Raw genomic sequence first — 21,312 nt, 5'->3', positions numbered from 1 at the left:
TGGAAAACTCCCCGCGGGCCCTATAATTCCGCTTTCCCCCAGACGAGTTCCACCCCGATGGCGCAGCAAACAATGAAGGCCCTGGTCAAGCGCGAAGCCGCCAAGGGCATCTGGCTCGAAGAAGTGCCGGTGCCGGTGCCGGGCCCGAACGAGGTCCTGATCAAGCTGGAAAAGACCGCCATCTGCGGTACCGACCTCCACATCTACCTGTGGGACGAATGGAGCCAGCGCACGATCAAGCCGGGCCTGACCATCGGCCATGAGTTCGTCGGCCGCATTGCCGGCATCGGCCCGGGCGTGACCGGTTACGAGATCGGCCAGCGCGTGTCGGCCGAAGGCCACATCGTGTGCGGCCACTGCCGCAATTGCCGTGGCGGCCGTCCGCACCTCTGCCCGAACACCGTGGGCATCGGCGTCAACGTCAACGGCGCCTTCGCCGAATACATGGTGATGCCGGCCAGCAACCTGTGGCCGATCCCCGACCAGATCCCGTCGGAACTGGCCGCCTTCTTCGACCCGTACGGCAATGCCGCGCACTGCGCGCTGGAATTCGACGTCATCGGCGAAGACGTGCTGATCACCGGTGCCGGTCCGATCGGCATCATCGCCGCCGGCATCTGCAAGCACATCGGTGCGCGCAACGTGGTGGTGACCGACGTCAACGACTTCCGCCTGAAGCTGGCCGCCGACATGGGCGCCACCCGCGTGGTCAACGTGGCCAACACCTCGCTGAAGGACGTGATGAAGGAACTGCACATGGAGGGCTTCGACGTGGGCCTGGAAATGAGCGGCAACCCGCGCGCGTTCAACGACATGCTCGACTGCATGTACCACGGCGGCAAGATCGCCATGCTCGGGATCATGCCGCGCGGCGCCGGCTGCGACTGGGACAAGATCATCTTCAAGGGCCTGACCGTGCAGGGCATCTACGGCCGCAAGATGTACGAGACCTGGTACAAGATGACCCAGCTGGTGCTGTCCGGCTTCCCGCTCGGCAAGGTGATGACCCACCAGTTGCCGATCGACGAGTTCCAGAAGGGCTTCGACCTGATGGAACAGGGCAAGGCGGGCAAGGTGGTCCTGAGCTGGAATTAAAGAGAAGGCGCCCATTGGGCGCCTTCTTCGTTCCGGCACTGCCTGGAGGAGAGCCCCCTTCTTGTTGAAGGGGGCGCGCCAACGGCGCGGGGTTAAGGTGGAATGCGTGGGCAGAAGCGGCGCGAGCGCCGCTTATTGCCCTACCGCGACGGTGAAAACGACGCGGTTGTCGGCCAGCTTGCCGCTGTTGTCGCGGCCGTTGCCGTCGGTGCCGTAGTAGCCCAGGCCCAGCGTGAACAGGCCCCAGGTGCGGTTCACGCCGATGTTCCAGTCGGTGTAATCCTTGGCGACCTCATCCTTGAACGTGTTGCGGCCAACGTTGGCGGTCAGCACGAAGTCCTGCGGAAGCGCCCACTCGGTGCCGGCGGCGAAGTACCAGCCATCGGTGTCGGTGTTCCAGACATCGTTGGTGTAGGCCACGGTCACGTTGTAGTGCTCGGCGAAGCTCGTCTTGGTGATCAGCTCGGTGTAGGCCAGTTCGCTGGAACCGGGGTAGCTGTAGTGGTTGAGCATCACGTCGACGTTGACGCTGTCGGTGACGTCCACGCCATAGCCGATGAAGTAATCGACTTCGGCATCCGGCCCGCCGTCGCCGAAATCCACGCCCGAGCCCCAGACACCGGCGTACAGGCCCACGGGCGAGGTATAGGTGAAGCCGGCCTGCAGGGTTGGATCTTCGTCGGTCTGGGAAACGCCCCGGAACACGTAGTCGGATACGCCGGTGACGTTCCAGCTGAACGGCGATTCGGCCTCGTCCTGGGCGCTGGCGGCAAACGGGGCAAGCAGGGCGGCGCAGAGCACAGCGGCGGCGGTACAGCGCGTGGCGTGGTTCATGCGGGGTCTCCGGACGTGGGGGTGGATGCAACGCGGGTTTTACGGTTTTTTAACCTGATTGATATTGCGATGCAACAATCTCATGCGCAACCGTTTCCGTGCCCCGTAATGGCCCGCCGCTCGCAGGGGCGCCCTGCGGCCGGCCGCGACGGGTAAAATCCCGGTTTTCCCGTGCCGATGACCGCCTGCCATGACCAACGCCCAGACCGCCCCGCTCACCCAGCACTACGTTGAAGAACTGGAGGCGATCCGCGCCCAGGGCCTGTTCAAGTCCGAGCGCATCATCACCAGCCCGCAGTCGGCCGAGATCACCCTGGACGACGGCCGCACGGTGCTGAACTTCTGCGCCAACAACTACCTGGGCCTGGCCGACCACCCGGACCTGATCCAGGCCGCCAAGGACGCGCTGGACAGCCATGGCTTCGGCATGGCGTCGGTGCGCTTCATCTGCGGCACCCAGGACCTGCACAAGCAGCTGGAGCAGCAGATCGCCGGCTTCTTCGGCAAGCAGGACACCATCCTGTACGCCGCCTGCTTCGACGCCAACGGCGGCCTGTTCGAACCGCTGCTGGGCGAGAACGACGCGATCATTTCCGACGCGCTCAACCACGCCTCGATCATCGACGGCGTGCGCCTGTGCAAGGCCAAGCGCTTCCGCTACGCCAACTGCGACATGGCCGACCTGGAAGCCCAGCTGCAGGCGGCCGATGCTGCCGGCTGCCGCACCAAGCTGATCACCACCGACGGCGTGTTCTCGATGGATGGCTTCATCGCCCCGCTGGACGAGATCACGGCGCTGGCGAAGAAGTACAACGCGCTGGTGCATATCGACGAATGCCATGCCACCGGCTTCCTCGGCGCCACCGGCCGCGGCTCGGCCGAGGTCAAGGGCGTGCTGGACCGGATCGACATCATCACCGGCACCCTGGGCAAGGCGATGGGCGGCGCGCTGGGTGGCTTCACCACCGCCAGCGCCGAAGTGATCGAGCTGCTGCGCCAGCGCTCGCGCCCGTACCTGTTCTCCAACTCGCTGCCGCCGCACGTGGTCGCCGCCGGCATCAAGGCGTTCGACATGCTGGCCAGCGCCGACGACCTGCGCACCACGCTGGCCAACAACACCGCCTACTTCCGCGAAAAGATGACCGCTGCCGGATTCGACGTGAAGCCGGGCGTGCACCCGATCAGCCCGGTGATGCTGTACGACGCGCCGCTGGCGCAGAAGTTCGCCGAACGCCTGCTCGAGGAAGGCATCTACGCGATCGGCTTCTTCTTCCCGGTCGTCCCCAAGGGGCAGGCGCGCATCCGCACCCAGATCAGCGCCGCACACACCCGCCAGCACCTGGACCGCGCGATTGATGCGTTCACCCGCATCGGCCTTGAGCTGGGCGTCATCAAAGCGTAGAGCGGGGCTCTGCCCCGCTGACGTTCACGATGCAACATCCGGAATGACGCGCGCCGCGCGTCATTTCTTTTTCTTCTTGCCCTTCGCCTCGCCCTTGCTCGCCACCACCACCGGCTTGGCCGCAGGCGCTGCATTGGGATTGCCCTTGGCCACGCGGATGCCGTTGGCCTTCATCCACGCGTCGAACTCGTCGGCGGTCATGCGCTTTTCGCCGTTGGTCATATGAAAGCGATAGGCGCCGCGCCCATCGCGCTCGGCCGGCTTGATTTCCACGACCTTGTCGGTCACCGGCGGGGTCGACTTCGCGACCTCCTTATGGCCACCGCAGGCGCTGAGCAATGCGGCCGGCAGCAGCAGCCAGGCCGTGCGCAGGAGGGAACGGGGGAACGGGTGGGCGTGCATGGCATTACTCCCGGTAGTGGACGAAATCTCGGTAGCAGGCCATCCCTTGCCCAGTCTCAGGTATCGGCCGCGGCCGCGTCGGCCGTGGCGGTCAGCAGGTTCAGTTCGTGCGGCTCCAGTTCGCGCCAGGCACCCTTGGCCAGCGTGCCCAGTGGCAAGCGGCCAATGGCCACGCGCACCAGGCGCAGCACGTTGATGTCGAACGCGGCCAGCAACCGGCGGATGTGGCGGTTGCGCCCTTCTTCCAGCACCACTTCGAGCCAGGCGGTCTTGTCGCCGCTGCGCAGCAGGCGTGCCTGGCGGGCACGCAGGAATTCGCCTGCGTCGTCCACGCCGGCGCACAGCGCGGCCAGCTGCGCGGCATCGGGAATGGCGTCGATCTGCACGTGATAGGTCTTGTCCGGCCCGGTGACCGGGTCAGTCAGGTGTGCAGCCCACTGCGGGTCGTTGCTGAACAACAACAGCCCTTCGCTGGCTTTGTCCAGTCGCCCGACCGGGGCCAGCCACGGCAAGCCGGCGCCATCGAAACACCGGTACACCGTGTCGCGGCCGCGCTCATCCTGCGCGGTGGTGACCAGGCCGCGCGGCTTGTTGAGCACGATATGCAGGCGCCGCGGTGCATCCAGCGGCTGGCCATCGACGCGCACCACGTGGCGGCCGTCGATGATCGGGAATTCGGGGTTGTTGATGGTGCGGCCGTCGACCGTGACCCGGCCTTCGCCGATCCAGCGCGCGGCTTCGGTGCGTGAGCATAGGCCGGCCTTGGACAGCACGCGCGCCAGCCCATGGCGCGGCGCATCGGCAGCTTGGCCAGCGGGTTTGGCGGCAGCAGACGCACGCCGCGGATCGCGGCGTGGTCGAGTGGATGGCGCGGCTGGGGGGCGACGGGTACTCATCGGGCGCCGCGCGCGTTGCTTACTTCTTGCCGCCCGGCTTGGTTTCAGCCGGTGCTTCGGCGGCAGGCGCCGGTGCAGCAGCCGCTGCCGGACGCGCCTTGACCACGCGCACGCCGCGCGACTTCATCCAGGCGTCGAACTCATCGGCCGTCATGCGCTTGCCGTTCTGGCTCATGTCGAAACGCCACGGCGTGTTGTCGAACTCGGTTTGCGGCTTGTACGCGGCAGGATCGTTGGGCTTGATCGCCGGGGTGCCCGGCATCGCCTTGGCGATGTTCTGGCAGCCGTCGATGCGCAGGCGCTGCAGCACGCGGTCGAGCGACTGCTGCTGGTCGAAATTGGAGGTCAGCACGCCCGCAGGCATGCCCAGCTGCACATTGCGGATGTACAGCTCGGACGCGACCGGGGCGATCGCGGTGGCCGGCAACGGCAGCGGCTTGACGCTGGTGGCCGAAGCGGAGCAATCCACGGCTGCGTAGGCGGTGGGAACCAGGGCCAGGCCAAGCGCGGCGGCCAGTGCAATACGCAGCATGGGATGCATCCAGGAAAGAGGTCGACGCGCCGAGTTTAACAGCGCCACAACGGCTTTCAAGATCCCACATTCAATGAATACGGCAACTTGTTGGATTTATTGCCGATTTCGGACAGAAGGCACAAAAAAACAGGGCCCGGCAATGCCGGGCCCCGTTCTGAGGCTGTACTACCAGACGGCTTAGTTCTGGACGTTCAGCTCGGTACGACGGTTCTTCTCGCTCTTGCAGGCCGGGAAGGTCTGCGGGGTCTGCTCCAGCGGACGGCTCTCGCCATAACCGATCGGACCGGCCAGACGGCCAGCATCCACGCCGTTCTGGGTCAGATAGTTGTACACGGCGGTCGCACGACGCTCGGACAGCTTCTGGTTGTAGTCGTCCTTGCCGCACAGGTCGGTGTGGCCAGCGACTTCGACGCGGATATCCGGGTAACGGACCAGGATCTGCGAGGCTTCCTGCAGGATCGCCACGGCGTCCGGACGCAGGTTCGACTTGTCGAAGTCGAAGTTGACGCCCTTCAGGTCGATGGAGACCGGCACCGGGCAACCGTCCGGACCGATGGTCTGACCCGGCTGCGAATCCGGGCACTTGTCGTCGCAGTTGTTGACGCCGTCACCGTCGTCATCCAGGTCTGCGCAGCTCGGGGCAACCGGCGGCGGAGCAACGACCGGGGCAGCCGGCGGCGGGCCCAGCGGGATCACGACGCCGACCGAGGCCAGCACGTCGCCGAACCAGCTTTCGTCCGGAGCGTGGTAGCTCTTGTCGTCGAAATCACCGCGGTAGGCCACTTCGGCACGCACGGCAACGCGCTTTTCGAAGGTGGTCTGCAGGCCGACGCCGAGCTTGGCGGCGAAGTTGCCGTCCTTGCGCTCACCGGGGCTGTTCGGCGACGGGTTGTTGTCGAACTCTTCTTCGGACTTCTGGTAGCCCAGGCCGCCGACGATGTACGGGTTCCAGCCACGGCCTTCCTGGATGAAGTGGCGACGCAGGTCGATCGACGCGCCGTACTGGCTCCAGTTCAGGTCCTGGTTGGCGTCGAAGTTCGGGTTCTGGTAGTTCAGCTCGCCGTCCAGCGACCAGTTGGGGCTGATGAACTTACCGAGACCCAGGGTAACGAACGGAGCGTCGTTGGTCAGACGGTCGCTATCCTGGAAGTTGAAGCCGGCAGAACCGGTCAGGTACCAGCGGTCATCGAACTCCTGCGCCGAAGCTGCCTGGGCCATGGCCAGGCCGCCCAGCAGCGCGGCAGTGAGGATCTTCTTGTTCATGTAATACAGCTCCTATTTCGGGGGTATGAAACCGGTAGAGGCATGGGCCAGCACTACTGCGTCGTTTAAGACTGCCGATTCAGCACGCCACCGCCGCGAACATTATGCTCAGGCGAGTGAAGGCGATGTTAACGGTCACGTAACATGTGAAATCGGCGACCAGACCTCCACCGGGTCCAGCTGGACGAACCCTATACAGGTTGGTGAACTTCCGCAAGACCCAACAATGACAAGGGTTTTCGGCACTTTCCCAGAGTTTCCAAGGCTTCGCCACAGTATTTGATGCAGTTTGTCGCAGGCCGTTATTCAGCTGCAGAACAGGTTCAGAAGCGACCTTATGATGAAGGTGTTCACCTCCACAGGAGCCGCCATGAAAGCCGTAGGCCTCACTCACTACCTGCCCATCGACGACCCCGATTCACTGCGTGACCTTGAGTTGCCAGAACCGGGCGCGCCGCAGGGAACCGACCTGCTGGTGCGTGTACAGGCCGTTTCCGTCAATCCGGTCGATGCCAAGCAACGCGCGCCACGCGCGGGCGAAGTGTCGCCGCCGCGCATCCTGGGCTATGACGCTTCCGGGATTGTCGAGGCCGTGGGCCCGCAGGTGACCGCGTTCTCGCCCGGTGATGAGGTGTATTACGCCGGCGATGTGACCCGATCCGGCAGCAATGCGCAGCGGCAATGGGTCGATGAACGCCTGGTGGGACGCAAGCCGGCCACGCTCGATTTCGCCGAGGCCGCCGCCCTGCCGCTGACGGTGCTGACCGCATGGGAGCTGCTGTTCGAGCGCATGCCGCTGCATTTCGACGATCGTCGCCACCTTGGCCAGACCCTGCTGGTCATCGGCGGCGCCGGTGGCGTGGGTTCCATGGCGATTCAATTGGCACGCCATGCCGGCTTCACCGTAGTGGCCACCGCCTCGCGCGAGGACTCGGCGGAATGGTGTCGCCGGATGGGTGCCGATCATGTGGTCGATCACCGCCAACCCCTGCCGGCCCAGTTGCAGGCGCTGGACATCGCCCAGGTCGAGGTGGCGCTGAACCTGGCCGACACCGACTACTACTGGGAAGTGCTGGGCGAGCTGCTGGCACCGCAGGGGCATGTTGGCCTCATCGTGGAGCCGCGCGGGCCGCTGCGCATCGGCGACCCCTACAAGGCCAAGTGCATCGGCATCCATTGGGAATTCATGTTCGCGCGTTCGCGGTTCCAGACGGCGGACATGATTGAGCAACACCGCATCCTCAGCCGGGTGGCCAGCCTGGTCGACGCCGGTGAACTGCGCAGCACCGCGCATACCTCGCTGGGCAGCATCAATGCTGCCAACCTGCGGCAGGCCCATCGCCTGCTTGAAGGTGGCGGGGTCACCGGCAAGCTGGTGTTGTCCGGCTGGGATTGAACGCCAGGGCGCGCCGGGTGCGCGCGCTTTCGTGCGTATCTGCATCTGGCGGCGCGGCAGCGCACGCCCTACAGTCAAACGCCCTGTCGATGACGCCGCCATGCCCACCTCGTTGCCCCTGCGCCTGCTGCAACTGCTGATCGGCCTGTTCCTGTACGGCATGGGCGCGGCAGTGATGATCCGCGCCGCGATCGGCGTGGCGCCTTGGGACGTACTCCCCCAGGGCATCGCGCTGCAGACGCCGCTGTCGTTCGGCGTGGCCACCAATGTGATCGGCGCGCTGGTGCTGCTGTTGTGGTGGCCGATCCGGCAGAAGCCGGGCCTGGGCACGGTATTGAACGTGCTGCTGATCGGCCCCAGCGCGCAGTTCGGCCTGTGGCTGTTGCCGGAGGTGCACGGGCTTGTGTGGCAGGTACCGATGTTCGTGCTGGGGCTGCTGCTGGTGGCGGTGGCCACCGGCCTCTACATCGGCGCCCGGTTCGGGCCGGGCCCGCGCGATGGGCTGATGACCGGCCTGCACGCCTGCACCGGCTGGCCGATCTGGCTGGTGCGCAGCCTGATCGAGGGCACCGTGCTGGTCATCGGCTGGTACCTGGGCGGCAACGTCGGCCTGGGCACCCTCGCCTTCGCCCTGCTGATCGGCCCCCTCTGCGGTTATACCCTCCCCCTCTTTGGTGTCCGCAAACCCGAGCCGGCGCCCGCCCTGCGGTGACCCTTGCGTGCAAAGGCGATACGCGGCACCCTTCACACCTACCGTACGCAAGCGTATCTTCATGTCGCCAGCCGCCGATTCCCCCGCTTACCCCCATCTGTTCGCCCCGCTCGACCTGGGCTTCACCACCCTGCGCAACCGCATCCTGATGGGGTCCATGCACACCGGGCTGGAAGACCGCGCGCGCGACTTCCCGCGGTTGGCGGCGTACTTCGCCGAACGCGCGGCGGGCGGGGTCGGGCTGATCGTCACCGGCGGCTACGCGCCCAACGTGGTGGGCTGGCTCAAGCCGTTCGGCGGCAAGCTGTCCTGGCCGTGGGAAGTCGGCCCGCACCGCCAGCTGACCGGGGCGGTGCATGCCCATGACGGCAAGATCTGCCTGCAGTTGCTGCATGCCGGCCGCTACGCCTACCACCCCTTGTCGGTGGCGCCGTCGAAGAAGAAGGCGCCGATCAATCCGTTCACCCCGCGCGCGCTGTCGGCGCGCGGCGTGGAACGGCATATCGCCGATTACGCGCGCAGCGCGCGGCTTGCTCGCGAGGCCGGCTACGACGGCGTGGAAGTCATGGGCTCGGAAGGCTACCTGATCAACGAATTCATCGCCCCGCGCACCAACCTGCGCCGCGACCGCTGGGGCGGCGACGCCACCCAGCGCATGCAGTTCGCGGTGGAAATCGTCCGCCGCATCCGCGAGGCCTGCGGACCGGATTTCATCATCATCTACCGGCTGTCGCTGGTTGATCTGGTCGAGGACGGCAGCAACTGGGTCGAAATCGTGCAGCAGGCCAAGGCGATCGAAGCAGCCGGCGCAACCCTGATCAATTCCGGTATCGGATGGCATGAAGCGCGCGTGCCCACCATTGCGACCTCGGTACCGCGCGCGGCATTCGCCGGGGTCACCGCCAAGCTCAAGCCACATGTCCGCGTACCGGTGATCGCCACCAACCGCATCAACATGCCCGATGTGGCCGAACACATCCTGGCAGGCGGCGGCGCGGACATGGTGTCGCTGGCCCGTCCGCTGCTTGCGGATCCGGAGTGGGCCAACAAGGCGCGCGCCGGCCGCGCGCACGCGATCAACACCTGCATCGCCTGCAACCAAGCCTGCCTGGACCACGTGTTCGAGAACAAGACCGCCAGCTGCCTGGTCAATCCGCGCGCCGTGCATGAAACCGAGCTGGTCTATCGTCCGACGACCGCCCCCAGAAAGATCGCGGTGGTGGGCGCGGGTCCGGCCGGCCTGGCCTGCGCCACCGTTGCCGCCGAACGCGGCCATGCGGTCACCCTGTTCGATGCCGGCAGCGAGATCGGCGGCCAGTTCAACGTGGCCAAGCGCATTCCCGGCAAGGAAGAATTCCACGAGACGCTGCGCTACTTCCGGCACAAGCTGGAGGAAACCGGCGTCAGCGTGAAGCTCGGCACGATGGCCGACGTTGCCACGCTGGCCGGCTTCGACGCGGTGGTGGTCGCCACCGGCATCATCCCGCGCCAGGTCGATTTCCCCGGGGCCGACCATCCCAAGGTAGTCAGCTATCTCGACGTACTGCTGGGCAGGGTGGAGGTGGGCGCGGAAGCGGCAATCATCGGTGCCGGCGGCATCGGCTTCGATGTGGGCGAGTTCCTGGTGCATGAAGGCCCTTCGCCCGCGCTGGACCCGGCGCGCTGGATGGCCGAATGGGGCGTGGACCCCCACTTCGAGGCACGCGGCGCGTTGGCACGGCCGCAGCCCGAAGCCCCCGCGCGCAAGGTCTGGCTGCTGCAGCGCAGCCCGGGCAAGCCGGGCGCACGGCTGGGCAAGACCACCGGCTGGATCCACCGCGCCACGCTCAAGGCCAAGGGTGTGAAGATGCTTGGCGGCGTGGAGTACCTCGGCGTGGACGACGATGGCCTGCACATCCGCATTGATGGCCAGGAGCAGACCCTGCCGGTGAGCCACGTGGTGGTCTGCGCGGGGCAGGAACCGCGCCGCGGCCTGCACGCCGCGTTGCTTGCAGCCGGCGTGGACGCCCACCTGATCGGCGGCGCCGATGTGGCTGCCGAGCTGGATGCCAAGCGCGCCATCAAGCAGGGCAGCCGCCTCGCGGCTGCCCTGTAACCGGAGTGCCGGCCAACGGCCGGCCCAGACAGTGCCGCCGAAGACACCTGAATGCGGCTTCCCGACCTCCCAGCGAAGCTGAATGTCAAGCTCTCCGGTTCAGGATGCGTTGCGAAATCCCCCCCTATCGTGCGCCAACTTTCCCGCTCACCACCCAGTTCGAGTGAGCGCGCGGCCCCCACGTCTTTCGGGTGCCGCTCCCGGGCGGCCCCGATGGCCGCCTCCCCATGACGCCAAGCAGTGCCTTCACGCCCCCGTCCCCACAATCGGACGGAGCAGTCAGGTGCGGCCCATACGGAGCAAGGAGATTTATGAAACTGGCCTGGATACTCTGGCTGTCGCAGTTGTTGCCCCAGCCGGCCGCCGATTCGTTGTGCCTGAGCACGACCGTTTACCTCGAAGCGCGTGACCAGACCCTGCGCGGCCAGCAAGCCGTTGCGGAAGTGGCGCTGCGCCGCCTGGACAGTGGGCTGTGGGGTGACTCGATGTGCAAGGTGGTCACCGCGCGCAAGCAGTTCGCGCCAACCATCGTGGCGCCCGGCACCCAGCTGGGCAACACCGATGCCTGGGAAGAAGCCATGACGGTGGCCTTCGACGCCGAGCGCAACTGGGCGCTGCCGGAAGGCGAGCGCAAGGAAATCGTGCCGGGCGCCAGCCATTTCGCCGCGTTGGCCATCGCCAGCCCCAGCTGGCGCAATGCCTATCAGGTGGCCACCATCGGCGACCACACGTTCTATCGCGTGCAGAAACTCAAGCCACGCGCGTCGTAACGATCTGTTACGGCCATACCGTTGAGGATGCGGGGCCGGCTCTGGGATAGTGGGTGGCTCACCTTACTTCCATCCCGACGGAGTTCCCCATGAAGCTGTACAGCAAGCCCGGTGCCTGCTCCACTGCCGATCACATCGCCCTGCAGTGGACCGGCCAGCCGTACGAAGTGGAACTGCTCGACAAGGTCACCCTGAAGGCTCCGGCGTATCTTGCGATCAATCCAGCCGGCTCGGTGCCCACCATCGTCGACGGCAGCTTCGTGCTGACCCAGAACGCGGCCATCATGGGCTACATCGCCGACAGCTACCCGCAGGCCGGCCTGGGCGGCGACGGCAGCCCGCAGCAGCGCGCCGAAGCCAACCGTTGGCTGGCCTTCGTCAACTCGGACCTGCACCCGGCGTTCTCGCCGCTGTTCGCGCCGGCCAAGTTCATCGCCGACGAAAGCCAGTACGACGCGATCCGCGACGCTGCCCGCAAGCGCCTGCGTGGCCTGTTCGAAACGGCCAACCGCCAGCTCGCCGACAAGCCCTGGCTGGCCGGTTTCCGCAGCTACGCCGATGCGTACTTCTACATCACCCTGCGCTGGGCGGCCGGTGCCAAGCTCGACCTGAGCGGCCTGGACAACCTGGCCGCATTCAAGACCCGAATGGAAGCCGACACCGGCGTGCAGGCGGCACTAAAGGCCGAAGGCCTGAATTGAGAATGGCGTAGCGCCGGGCTCTGCCCGGCCAGACGTAGCGCCACGCCCTGCGTGGCTGCTCTTCGTCCAGCACCGCGAAGCCACGCAGGGCGTGGCCCTACGATTGCCCACCCGCCCGAAGGTGGTCAGACCGTTTCGGGCTGGCTGGCCAGCAGCGCGCGGGTTTCCTCCAGCCAGCGGGTGGCCAGCGCCGGGCTCTTCGCCTTGGACACCGCCGTGGCCATTTCCGGCCACAGCTTTTCCAGGCTGGCCGCATCGGTGCAGCGCTCGATCTTGAGCTGCATGAAGTAGCCCTTCAGACCGAGGTACTTCCGGACCGACTCGCTCATCCATTCGTACAGTTGTTTGTAGAGCACCGGATCCTGTTCGCGGCCCGAGGTGAACGCGCGCGGCGCCGACGGCGCCAGCGCCCCGCCAACCACTTCGATCAGGCCCATCTCTGCCAGCTGCGCCAGCGCGTCGTCCGGCGCGCGCAGCCCGGGCAACATCCCGGTCAATTCATTGTCATCGCGCTGACCATCGACCATCAGCAGAATGGAGCGCAACCCCGGCGGCAGCCGCCGCGCACGGTCTTCGATTTCCTGACGGCCAGCGGCCGTCTTGGCATGGATGTACGCCATGTGTTTCCCCCTGTTACCTGGTCCCCCTGCACGCACGCCCCGGCAGCAACCGGAACGCGTACGCCCCTTGCGTTCGTCCAGACATCGGCCCCGCCCGCGCGCGCCATCCCCGGCGCGGCGCGCATCTGGCCCACAACGATCACCCCCGCAGCTTAACCGAGGTCTCCTGCGCCGGGTAATGCACTGCAGCATGGGAGACGGCAGCCGGACACCCGGTGATAGCTACCGCCCCAGCGCCCGGCGGATCTCGTCCAACGCGCCCGGGTCGTCCAGGGTGGACAGGTCGCCCGGGTCCCGCTGTTCGGCCAGCGCCTGCAGCGAGCGGCGCATCAGCTTGCCCGAGCGGGTCTTGGGCAGCGCGTTGACCAGGTGGATGTGCGCCGGGCGTGCCACGGCGCCCAGGCTCTGGGTCACCCGCTGCATCATCTCCGCCACCACCGCGCTGCCGTCGCCCTCGACCGCCTGCTTGAGGGTGACGAACACCAGCGGCACCTGGCCCTTGAGTTCGTCCTTGACCCCGATCACCGCCGCTTCGGCCACCAGCGGGTGGCCGGAAATGCATTCCTCGATCTCGCGCGTGCCCAGCCGGTGCCCGGCCACGTTGATCACGTCGTCGGTGCGGCCCAGGATGAAGGTGTAGCCCTCCTCGTCGCGGATCGCCCAGTCCAGCGAGCTGTACAGCAGCTCCTTGAAGTGGCTGAAGTAGCTCTTGAGGAAGCGCTCGTCGTCATTCCACACGGTGCTCATGCAACCCGGCGGCAGCGGCGGCACCATCACCAGCACGCCCTTCTGCCCGGCCTGTACTTCCGCGCCGGTGTTCTCGTCGATCACCTTCATGCGGTAACCGAGGTTGGGGAAGCCCGGCGAGCCGAAGCGCACCGGCTTGAGGTCCACGCCGGGCAACAAGGTCAGCGCCGGCCAACCGGTTTCGGTCTGCCAGTAGTTGTCGATGATCGGCTTGCCCAGCGCATCGTTGATCCAGTGCGCGGTCGGTTCGTCCAGCGGCTCGCCGGCCAGGAACACGTACTTGAGCGAATCCAGGTCGTGGCGACGGATGAAGTCGGCGTCGTGTTTTTTCAGCACGCGGATCGCGGTCGGCGAAGAGAACAGCGTGCGTACGCCGTACTGCTCGCACAACGCCCACCAGATGCCCGGATCCGGGTGGGTCGGCAGGCCCTCGTACAACAGCGACGTGCAGCCGCCGATCAGCGGGCCGTACACGTTGTACGAATGCCCGACCGCCCAGCCCACATCGGAGGTGGAAAACATCACCTGGCCGGGTCTGCAGTCGAACACCGTTACCATCGACTGCGCCATGGCCACCGCGTAACCGCCCACATCGCGCTGTACGCCCTTGGGCTTGCCGGTGGTGCCGGAGGTATACAGCAGGTAGCTGGGCTCGCTCGATTCCAGCCATACCACCGGTACATCCTGGTCGCCAACCTCCTCGCGCATCGTGGCGTAGTCGACGTCGCGGCCCGGCACCTTCGGTTCGGCCGGGTCCAGCCCGCGCGAGACGATCAGCACGTGCGGGGGCGGCGACTGCGCTTCGGCGCACGCCGCATCGACCATGGCCTTGTACGGAATCACCTTGCCACCGCGTTTGCCGGCATCGGCGGCGATGAGCAGTTTGGGCGCGGCATCATCGATGCGCAGCGCCAGGTTGTGCGCGGCAAAGCCACCGAACACCACCGAATGGATCGCACCGATGCGCGCGCAGGCCAGCATCGCGAACACGGCTTCGGCCATGTTCGGCATGTAGATGACCACGCGGTCGCCACGCTGCACATCGAGCCGCTGCAGTACCGCGGCGAACGCGTTCACCTCGCGATGCAGTTCACGGTAGGTGATTTCGCGGGTGACATTGGTTTCGGTGGAGATGGCCACCAGCGCCAGCTGGTCGGGGCGGTCGACCAGGTGCCGGTCCACCGCGTTGTAGCAGAGGTTGGTCTGGCCACCCACGTACCAGCGGCGGAACGGCGGGTTGCTGTAATCCAGGATCTGCTGCGGCGGTACATGCCAATAGATCCGGTGCGCTTCCTCGGCCCAGAACGCTTCGGGTTCCTCCACCGATCGCCGGTAGACATCTTCGTAACGCATGACAGCCCTCCCAGACAAGATCATGCCTTCGAGCATAGTCCGATGGCGGCGGCCGAACTGTCCGACCTTGGTCGTACGGAGCGCGCGCTGTGAACCAAACGCGGGTGCCGATGAATCGAGCGCCGGGGCGCCATACCCTTTCCGGCGAATGTCCCCCGGCGTCGGCCTGTGGCCGACACCTCCTCCTTTACTTCGCCTTCAAGGGTATGGCGCCCCGGCACTCGATCCACCGGCGTCGCCCCTGACTTCCGTTTTTCCATCGCGAACCGCAAGCCGAGCCCCGTCGCGGCCGGTAGGCTCCTGGCAAAGTAAAGGAGGAGGCCGTCGCCGCGAGGCGTCGGCCGGGGGACATTTGCGCAGGGGCCTGCCGGCCGCGGCGGGGCCCTCAACGCTCGCAATGAGGGGGATCGAAGAGCAAAAAAAACGCCGGGCAAGCCCGGCGTCTTTCAATACGTACCGACCAGCGGTCGACACCTACCTGTCACGGTGCGCGATCAACCCAGCAGGTGGGCGACGCCGGCGCGCTCTTCTTCCAGCTCGGCCAGGGTCTTGTCGATGTACTTCTGGCTGAAGTCGTCCACCGGCAGGTCCTTGACCAGGGTGTACTCACCGTTTTCGGTGGTCACCGCAAAGCCGAAGATCACGCCTTCCGGAATGCCGTAGGAACCGTCGGACGGCACGCCCATGGTGACCCACTTGCCGTTGCTGCCCAGCACCCAGTCACGCACGTGGTCGATGGCGGCATTGGCGGCCGACGCGGCCGAGGACGAGCCGCGGGCTTCGATGATCGCCGCGCCGCGCTTGCCCACGGTCGGGATGAAGGTGGTGGCGTTCCATTCCTGGTCGTTGATCGCATCGGCGATCGACGCACCGTCGGCGGTGGCGAAGCGGTAATCCGGGTACATGGTCGGGCTGTGGTTGCCCCACACGACCAGCTTCTCCATGCCACCGATCGGCTTGCCCAGCTTGGACGACAGCTGGCTCAGCGCACGGTTGTGGTCCAGGCGCAGCATGGCGGTGAAGTTGCGCGGGTTCAGGTCCGGCGCCGACTTCATGGCGATGTAGGCATTGGTGTTGGCCGGGTTGCCGACCACCAGCACCTTCACGTTGCGGCTGGCGACCTTGTTCAGCGCCGCGCCCTGCGCGGTGAAGATCTTGGCGTTTTCCAGCAGCAGGTCCTTGCGCTCCATGCCCGGGCCGCGCGGACGCGCGCCGACCAGCAGGGCGATGTCGGCATCCTTGAATGCCACTTCGGCGTCATCGGTGCCGACCATGCCGGCCAGCAGCGGGAACGCGCAGTCTTCCAGTTCCATCATCACGCCGCGCAGCGCGGCCTGGGCCTTGTCGACCGGCAGCTCGAGCAGCTGCAGGATGACCGGCTGGTCCTTGCCCAGCATTTCGCCGGAGGCGATGCGGAACAGCAGGGCGTAGCCGATCTGGCCGGCGGCGCCGGTCACGGCAACACGAACAGGTGCTTTCATGGGGATTTCCTCTGCTTAGAAGCGGTGTGGGAGTGGCCACCGGGCGGGGAGAAACCTGGCGGGGCGGCCGGAAACGCGAAACGGCCTCCCATGACAGGAGGCCGTTGGAGGGGGATCAGGCGGCGAGGATCTTGTTCCACTCGGCCACGCGGTCGGCCTGTGCAGCCAATACGGCGTCGGCGTCGCCTTCCAGCGTGATGGAATGGATCACATCGCCCTGCTTGACCGAATCCACGATCGCCTGGCCGTCCAGGACCTGGCCGAACACGGTGTGCTTGCCGTCCAGCCAGTCGGTCTTGATGTGGGTGATGAAGAACTGGCTGCCGTTGGTCGCCGGGCCCGCATTGGCCATCGACAGCGAGCCGATCTGGTGCTTCACGCCGTTCTTTTCATCTTCGAACTTGTAGCCCGGGCCGCCGGTGCCCTGGCCCTTGGGGCAACCGCCCTGGATCATGAAATCGGGGATGACGCGGTGGAAGATCAGGCCGTCATAGAAGCCCTTCTGGACCAGGTTGACGAAGTTGGCCACGGTCAGCGGCGCCTTGTCGGCGAACAGCTCGACCTTGATCGGGCCCTGGGTGGTGTCGAAAGTGGCAATGAGGGACATGTGGATCCTTGCTATACGGGGTTGTTGTCAGCCGATAAGGATACACCTCCCCTGCCGGAGACGAGGCTTCGACCATGGCCGCAGACCTCCAGTAGCGCCGGCCGTTGGCCGGCCCTCAGGATCCCGTGCGGCCAACGTTATGCCTGGCCGTCCTGGCAGGCACCCTCCGGGCCGTCGCCAGGCGACGTTGAGAACAGCTCCAGGCCGTTCTCCTCGGCGCTACCGCCTCTTCGCTGAATGGGCATTTGCCTCCCGCCAACCGCAGTTTTCGCGTTTGGACATGTTGGCCGTATAATGATGGACTTCTTTTTCCAAATCCGGCGCCGACTGGCCCCCTTTCGCATGTCTATCGAAAATCTTCGCAACATCGCCATCGTCGCCCACGTCGACCACGGTAAGACCACCCTTGTGGACCAGCTGCTCAAGCAGTCTGGCACCCTCTCCGAGCGCACCGTGCTCGCCGAGCGCGTGATGGACAGCAACGACCAGGAAAAGGAGCGTGGCATCACGATCCTGGCCAAGAACACGGCCATCACCTGGGAAGACAAGCGCACCGGCGTCAAGAACCGCATCAACATCGTCGACACCCCCGGACACGCCGACTTCGGCGGCGAAGTGGAGCGCGTGCTGTCGATGGTGGACACCGTGCTGATCCTGGTCGACGCGATGGACGGCCCGATGCCGCAGACCCGCTTCGTCACCCAGAAGGCCTTCGCGATGGGCTTCAAGCCGATCGTGGTGGTCAACAAGGTCGACCGCCCGGGCTCGCGTCCGGATTGGGTGATCGACCAGGTCTTCGACCTGTTCGACAAGCTCGGCGCCACCAATGAACAGCTCGACTTCCCCATCGTCTACGCCTCGGCCCTGAACGGCTACGCCGGTCTGGAAGACAGCGTGCGCGACGGCGACATGACCCCGCTGTACGAAGCGATCATGCAGCACGCGCCGAAGCCGGAAGTGGACCCGGAAGGTCCGTTCCAGATGCGCATCAGCCAGCTGGACTACAACAACTTCGTGGGCGTGATCGGCATCGGCCGCATCCAGCGCGGCACCCTGAAGAAGAACATGCAGGTCGCGGTGATCGACCGTGAAGGCAAGAAGCGCAACGGCAAGGTCGCGCAGGTGCTGGGCTTCCTGGGCCTGGAACGCATCGAGCAGGACACGGCCGAAGCCGGCGACATCGTCGCCATCTCGGGCATCCAGGAACTGACCATCTCCGACACCCTGTGCCACCCGGAAACCCCGGAAGCACTGCCGGCACTGACCGTCGACGAACCGACCATCTCGATGACCTTCCAGGTCAACAACTCGCCGTTCGCCGGCAACAAGGACCTGTCCGGTGGCAAGTTCCTGACCAGCCGCCAGATCAAGGACCGCCTGGACCGCGAACAGGTCCACAACGTGGCCCTGAAGGTCGAACAGCTGGAAGACGCCGACAAGTTCCTGGTCTCGGGCCGTGGCGAACTGCACCTGTCGGTGCTGATCGAAAACATGCGTCGTGAAGGCTACGAGCTGGCCGTGTCGCGTCCGGAAGTGATCATCAAGCAGATCGACGGCCAGGCCATGGAGCCGATCGAACAGCTGGTGGTGGACATCGAAGAACAGCACCAGGGCGGCGTGATGGAAAAGCTGGGCACCCGCAAAGGCCAGCTGAAGAACATGGAACCGGACGGCAAGGGCCGTGTGCGCCTGGAATACCAGATCCCGGCCCGTGGCCTGATCGGCTTCCAGAACGAGTTCAAGACCCTGACCCAGGGTTCGGGCCTGCTGTTCCACGTGTTCGACCATTACGGCCCGAAGGAACAGGGCGCCATCGCCAAGCGCCAGAACGGCGTGATGATCGCCAATGCCCCGGGCGCCACCCCCGCCTACTCGCTGGGGCCGCTGCAGGAGCGTGGCAAGCTGTTCGCCGCCGAAGGCGACAACGTGTACGAAGGCCAGCTGATCGGTATCCATTCCAAGGACAACGACCTGACCGTCAACGCGATCAAGACCAAGCCGCTGACCAACATGCGCGCTTCGGGCAAGGACGACGCGATCCAGCTGACCCCGGCGATCAAGTACTCGCTGGAACAGGCCCTGGACTTCATCGAAGACGACGAGCTGGTCGAGATCACCCCGAAGGAAATCCGCCTGCGCAAGAAGGGGCTGACCGAAAGCGATCGCAAGAAGGCTTCGCGCGGCGGCTGATCGGACCCTTGTGACCGACACGCCCTACAACCCGGATCCTCACAAGCATCCGGGGCTTCACCTGATCGCCTTGCTGGAAGCCAGCAAGGCGGTCCTGGCGCTGTTGGCAGCCACCGGGCTGGAAGTGCTCGGCCCGCAGCCACTGCGCGATGGGGTCAATGCCCTGATCCGGCGTTTCAGCCTGGACCCGGATCACGGCACCCTGCCCTCGCTGCTCAACATGATCAGCCCCGATGCCGTCCACCTGGCCGCTGCGGCCATGGTGGCGTACGGCATCCTGCATCTGTTCGAGGCCTGGGGCCTCTGGCGCGCCAAAGCCTGGGCCTCCTGGCTGGGCTGCGTCACCGCTGGCATCTACCTGCCGTTCGACATTTTCGCGATCATCCGCCACCCGGGCTGGGCCTCGTGGTCGGTGCTGGTGATCAACCTCATCGTGGTCGGCGTACTCGCCCGCGACATCCGCAAGCGCCACGGCCCGGCCCAACCGCCGGCGTGAGTTGCCAAGCGTGTGCGGCGCTGGTTAGCCTGAGCGCTCGTTCCGGGGATACACAGATGCGCGCGCCACTGACAACGCTCGTGTTGGCCTTCGCATTGCTGGGTTGCACGCCTTCGCCGGTGCCCTTGTTCAACCAGGCCCAGGCGGCTGCCCGTGCGGCTCCGCGCGACACCCCCTTCGCCTACGCCGAAGCCGATATCACCCAGTTGCAGGCCGCGATGGCCGCCGGCGAACTGGACAGCGTCACCCTCACCCGCGCCTACCTGGAGCGGATTGCCCGGCTGGACCGGGCCGGTCCGCGCCTCAACGCGGTACTGGAACTCAACCCCGATGCGCTGAAGGAAGCGGAAGCGCTGGACGCCGAGCGCCGCCGCGGCCAACTGCGAGGCCCGCTGCACGGCATCCCGCTGCTGCTCAAGGACAACATCGGCGCCCGCCCGATGGGCACCAGCGCCGGCTCGCTGGCGCTGGCCGGTTTCCGCCCCGATGACGCGTTCCTGGTCACCCGCCTGCGCGCCGCCGGTGCGCTGATCCTGGGCAAGACCAACCTCAGCGAATGGGCCAATTTCCGCTCCAGCCAGTCCATCTCCGGCTGGAGCGCACGTGGCGGCCAGACCCGCAACCCGTACCGGCTCAGCCACACCCCCTGCGGCTCCAGCAGCGGCAGCGCGGTGGCGGTGTCGGCCAACCTGGCGACCGCTGCAGTGGGTACCGAAACCGACGGCAGCATCGTCTGCCCGGCGGCGGTGAACGGCGTGGTCGGGCTCAAGCCCACGGTCGGGCTGGTCAGCCGCGATGGCATCGTGCCGATCTCCTTCAGCCAGGACACCGCCGGCCCGATCACCCGCAACGTGGCAGACGCCGCCGCCCTGCTGACCGCGATGGCCGGGCGCGACGATGCCGACCCGGCCACCGCGACCATGCCCGGGCGGGCCGTGTATGACTACACCTCGCGCCTGAACCCGGACGGCCTGCGCGGCGCGCGCATCGGGGTGCTGCACGGCCCCCTGGACCAGCAGCCGGGCGTGGCCCCGGCCCTGCAGCACGCGATCGGCGTGCTGCGCGATGCCGGTGCCGTGGTAGTGCCGGTGGAACTGCCCACCCAGGGGCAATGGGAAGACGCCGAACGCGTGGTGCTGCTACACGAGTTCAAGGCCGGCATGCAGCGTTACCTCACCAGCCACCAGGCGCCAGTGCGCGACCTGGACGCGATCATCGCCTTCAACCGCACCCATGCCGACAAGGAGCTGGTGCTGTTCGGCCAGGACCTGATGGAAACGGCCGCGCAGGCAGACGGCCTGGGCAACCCCGGGTACATCGCTGCACGCACCCAGGCGCGCCGCCTGGCTGGCCCCGAAGGGATCGACGCGGTGCTCAAGGCCGAGCGCCTGGACGCACTGGTGGCACCCACCACGGGCACGGCATGGGCGATCCGTACCGGCAAGGGCGATGACTTCCCGGGTGGCAGCTACAGCGCCGCCGCCGTGGCCGGCTACCCGAGCCTGACGGTGCCGATGGCGCACGTGAACGGGCTGCCGCTGGGGCTGTTGTTCATGGGCACTGCGTGGAGCGAGCCGAAGTTGATCGAGCTGGCCTATGGTTACGAGCAGCGCACCGCTGCACGCCGCCCGCCCCGGTTCGGGACCGAGGCGCTGTTGCCGTAGGCGGGGTTGGCTTCGGTTGGGTGTAAACGCCGGGGTGTTGGTCGCGAGCGTTG

At 66.3% G+C, this 21,312-nt stretch carries 19 protein-coding genes; 10 read left to right on the top strand and 9 right to left on the bottom strand.

The window, feature by feature from the left end; translation table 11 throughout:
• Positions 1-72 precede the first annotated feature (72 nt).
• Positions 73-1,095 carry an L-threonine 3-dehydrogenase gene (tdh, locus tag J7J08_RS00250; protein ID WP_214900403.1) on the top strand — a complete coding sequence of 341 codons (1,023 nt, stop codon included), beginning with the start codon at positions 73-75 and terminating at the stop codon, positions 1,093-1,095.
• Positions 1,096-1,227: 132 nt separating this feature from the next.
• On the opposite strand, the gene J7J08_RS00245 is transcribed toward tdh, so the two are convergent.
• A complete protein-coding gene (locus J7J08_RS00245; RefSeq protein WP_214900401.1) occupies positions 1,228-1,929 on the bottom strand; it encodes a TorF family putative porin in 702 nt (233 codons plus the stop codon).
• Positions 1,930-2,119: 190 nt separating this feature from the next.
• On the opposite strand from J7J08_RS00245, the gene kbl reads away from it, so the two are divergent.
• Positions 2,120-3,331 carry a glycine C-acetyltransferase gene (gene kbl / locus J7J08_RS00240; protein ID WP_214900398.1) on the top strand — a complete coding sequence of 404 codons (1,212 nt, stop codon included), beginning with the start codon at positions 2,120-2,122 and terminating at the stop codon, positions 3,329-3,331.
• A gap of 60 nt (positions 3,332-3,391) precedes the next feature.
• Here kbl and J7J08_RS00235 read toward each other — a convergent pair whose 3' ends face one another.
• The 4 genes from J7J08_RS00235 to J7J08_RS00220 all read right to left on the bottom strand — a co-directional run bounded on the left by J7J08_RS00235 (position 3,392) and on the right by J7J08_RS00220 (position 6,427).
• A complete protein-coding gene (locus J7J08_RS00235) occupies positions 3,392-3,733 on the bottom strand; it encodes a hypothetical protein (protein WP_214900396.1) in 342 nt (113 codons plus the stop codon).
• A 56-nt stretch (positions 3,734-3,789) separates the two neighbouring features.
• Positions 3,790-4,629, bottom strand: coding sequence for a pseudouridine synthase (locus tag J7J08_RS00230; RefSeq protein WP_214900394.1), 840 nt, complete (start codon positions 4,627-4,629; stop codon positions 3,790-3,792).
• Between the two features lie 19 nt (positions 4,630-4,648).
• Positions 4,649-5,161, bottom strand: a complete 513-nt coding sequence (locus J7J08_RS00225) for a hypothetical protein (RefSeq protein WP_214900391.1) — start codon at positions 5,159-5,161, stop codon at positions 4,649-4,651.
• Between the two features lie 180 nt (positions 5,162-5,341).
• A complete protein-coding gene (locus J7J08_RS00220; protein ID WP_214900389.1) occupies positions 5,342-6,427 on the bottom strand; it encodes an OmpA family protein in 1,086 nt (361 codons plus the stop codon).
• A gap of 370 nt (positions 6,428-6,797) precedes the next feature.
• Between J7J08_RS00220 and J7J08_RS00215 the strand changes: the two genes are divergently transcribed.
• The 5 genes from J7J08_RS00215 to J7J08_RS00195 all read left to right on the top strand — a co-directional run bounded on the left by J7J08_RS00215 (position 6,798) and on the right by J7J08_RS00195 (position 12,101).
• On the top strand, positions 6,798-7,823 hold the full coding sequence (locus J7J08_RS00215) for a zinc-binding alcohol dehydrogenase family protein (protein WP_214900387.1): 1,026 nt from the start codon (positions 6,798-6,800) through the stop codon (positions 7,821-7,823).
• Positions 7,824-7,923: 100 nt separating this feature from the next.
• Positions 7,924-8,535 (top strand): hypothetical protein, encoded by a 612-nt coding sequence (locus J7J08_RS00210; protein ID WP_214900386.1) that lies wholly within the window; start codon positions 7,924-7,926, stop codon positions 8,533-8,535.
• Positions 8,536-8,596: 61 nt separating this feature from the next.
• Positions 8,597-10,630: an NADPH-dependent 2,4-dienoyl-CoA reductase gene (locus tag J7J08_RS00205; protein WP_214900385.1), complete on the top strand. Its 2,034-nt coding sequence runs from the start codon at positions 8,597-8,599 to the stop codon at positions 10,628-10,630.
• Positions 10,631-10,941: 311 nt separating this feature from the next.
• Positions 10,942-11,400: a cell wall hydrolase gene (locus J7J08_RS00200; RefSeq protein WP_214900384.1), complete on the top strand. Its 459-nt coding sequence runs from the start codon at positions 10,942-10,944 to the stop codon at positions 11,398-11,400.
• A gap of 89 nt (positions 11,401-11,489) precedes the next feature.
• On the top strand, positions 11,490-12,101 hold the full coding sequence (locus J7J08_RS00195) for a glutathione S-transferase N-terminal domain-containing protein (RefSeq protein WP_214900383.1): 612 nt from the start codon (positions 11,490-11,492) through the stop codon (positions 12,099-12,101).
• A 125-nt stretch (positions 12,102-12,226) separates the two neighbouring features.
• Here the strand turns inward: J7J08_RS00195 and J7J08_RS00190 are convergent, their stop codons facing one another.
• From J7J08_RS00190 to J7J08_RS00175, 4 genes are all read right to left on the bottom strand, one after another.
• On the bottom strand, positions 12,227-12,721 hold the full coding sequence (locus tag J7J08_RS00190; RefSeq protein ID WP_214900382.1) for a hypothetical protein: 495 nt from the start codon (positions 12,719-12,721) through the stop codon (positions 12,227-12,229).
• A 222-nt stretch (positions 12,722-12,943) separates the two neighbouring features.
• Positions 12,944-14,821, bottom strand: a complete 1,878-nt coding sequence (gene prpE, locus J7J08_RS00185; protein WP_214900381.1) for a propionate--CoA ligase — start codon at positions 14,819-14,821, stop codon at positions 12,944-12,946.
• A 494-nt stretch (positions 14,822-15,315) separates the two neighbouring features.
• Entirely contained in the window at positions 15,316-16,302 is a 987-nt protein-coding gene (locus tag J7J08_RS00180; RefSeq protein WP_214900380.1) for a malate dehydrogenase, read from the bottom strand.
• A 115-nt stretch (positions 16,303-16,417) separates the two neighbouring features.
• Positions 16,418-16,909, bottom strand: a complete 492-nt coding sequence (locus J7J08_RS00175) for a peptidylprolyl isomerase (RefSeq protein WP_214900378.1) — start codon at positions 16,907-16,909, stop codon at positions 16,418-16,420.
• Between the two features lie 342 nt (positions 16,910-17,251).
• On the opposite strand from J7J08_RS00175, the gene typA reads away from it, so the two are divergent.
• Genes typA through J7J08_RS00160 form a run of 3 tightly spaced genes read left to right on the top strand, consistent with a single transcriptional unit; the run spans position 17,252 to position 21,259 of the window.
• Positions 17,252-19,099, top strand: a complete 1,848-nt coding sequence (typA, locus tag J7J08_RS00170) for a translational GTPase TypA (RefSeq protein ID WP_214900376.1) — start codon at positions 17,252-17,254, stop codon at positions 19,097-19,099.
• Between the two features lie 10 nt (positions 19,100-19,109).
• Complete coding sequence (locus J7J08_RS00165) at positions 19,110-19,595, top strand: DUF2127 domain-containing protein (protein WP_214900370.1); 486 nt, start codon at positions 19,110-19,112, stop codon at positions 19,593-19,595.
• 56 nt (positions 19,596-19,651) lie between these two features.
• Positions 19,652-21,259 carry an amidase gene (locus J7J08_RS00160; RefSeq protein WP_214900368.1) on the top strand — a complete coding sequence of 536 codons (1,608 nt, stop codon included), beginning with the start codon at positions 19,652-19,654 and terminating at the stop codon, positions 21,257-21,259.
• Positions 21,260-21,312 lie beyond the last annotated feature (53 nt).

The sequence above is a fragment of the Stenotrophomonas sp. ISL-67 genome (assembly GCF_018612915.1).
Classification (GTDB): domain Bacteria; phylum Pseudomonadota; class Gammaproteobacteria; order Xanthomonadales; family Xanthomonadaceae; genus Stenotrophomonas.
The sequence above is the reverse complement of the archived record's forward strand: the minus strand, read 5'-3'. Positions and strand labels throughout refer to the sequence as shown.

Coding starts and splice junctions, on each gene's coding strand:
- tdh (WP_214900403.1), top strand. CDS start 73: ATGAAGGCCCTGGTCAAGCGCGAAGCCGCCAAGGGCATCTGGCTCGAA.
- J7J08_RS00245 (WP_214900401.1), bottom strand. CDS start 1,929: ATGAACCACGCCACGCGCTGTACCGCCGCCGCTGTGCTCTGCGCCGCC.
- kbl (WP_214900398.1), top strand. CDS start 2,120: ATGACCAACGCCCAGACCGCCCCGCTCACCCAGCACTACGTTGAAGAA.
- J7J08_RS00235 (WP_214900396.1), bottom strand. CDS start 3,733: ATGCACGCCCACCCGTTCCCCCGTTCCCTCCTGCGCACGGCCTGGCTG.
- J7J08_RS00230 (WP_214900394.1), bottom strand. CDS start 4,629: ATGAGTACCCGTCGCCCCCCAGCCGCGCCATCCACTCGACCACGCCGC.
- J7J08_RS00225 (WP_214900391.1), bottom strand. CDS start 5,161: ATGCTGCGTATTGCACTGGCCGCCGCGCTTGGCCTGGCCCTGGTTCCC.
- J7J08_RS00220 (WP_214900389.1), bottom strand. CDS start 6,427: ATGAACAAGAAGATCCTCACTGCCGCGCTGCTGGGCGGCCTGGCCATG.
- J7J08_RS00215 (WP_214900387.1), top strand. CDS start 6,798: ATGAAAGCCGTAGGCCTCACTCACTACCTGCCCATCGACGACCCCGAT.
- J7J08_RS00210 (WP_214900386.1), top strand. CDS start 7,924: ATGCCCACCTCGTTGCCCCTGCGCCTGCTGCAACTGCTGATCGGCCTG.
- J7J08_RS00205 (WP_214900385.1), top strand. CDS start 8,597: ATGTCGCCAGCCGCCGATTCCCCCGCTTACCCCCATCTGTTCGCCCCG.
- J7J08_RS00200 (WP_214900384.1), top strand. CDS start 10,942: ATGAAACTGGCCTGGATACTCTGGCTGTCGCAGTTGTTGCCCCAGCCG.
- J7J08_RS00195 (WP_214900383.1), top strand. CDS start 11,490: ATGAAGCTGTACAGCAAGCCCGGTGCCTGCTCCACTGCCGATCACATC.
- J7J08_RS00190 (WP_214900382.1), bottom strand. CDS start 12,721: ATGGCGTACATCCATGCCAAGACGGCCGCTGGCCGTCAGGAAATCGAA.
- prpE (WP_214900381.1), bottom strand. CDS start 14,821: ATGCGTTACGAAGATGTCTACCGGCGATCGGTGGAGGAACCCGAAGCG.
- J7J08_RS00180 (WP_214900380.1), bottom strand. CDS start 16,302: ATGAAAGCACCTGTTCGTGTTGCCGTGACCGGCGCCGCCGGCCAGATC.
- J7J08_RS00175 (WP_214900378.1), bottom strand. CDS start 16,909: ATGTCCCTCATTGCCACTTTCGACACCACCCAGGGCCCGATCAAGGTC.
- typA (WP_214900376.1), top strand. CDS start 17,252: ATGTCTATCGAAAATCTTCGCAACATCGCCATCGTCGCCCACGTCGAC.
- J7J08_RS00160 (WP_214900368.1), top strand. CDS start 19,652: ATGCGCGCGCCACTGACAACGCTCGTGTTGGCCTTCGCATTGCTGGGT.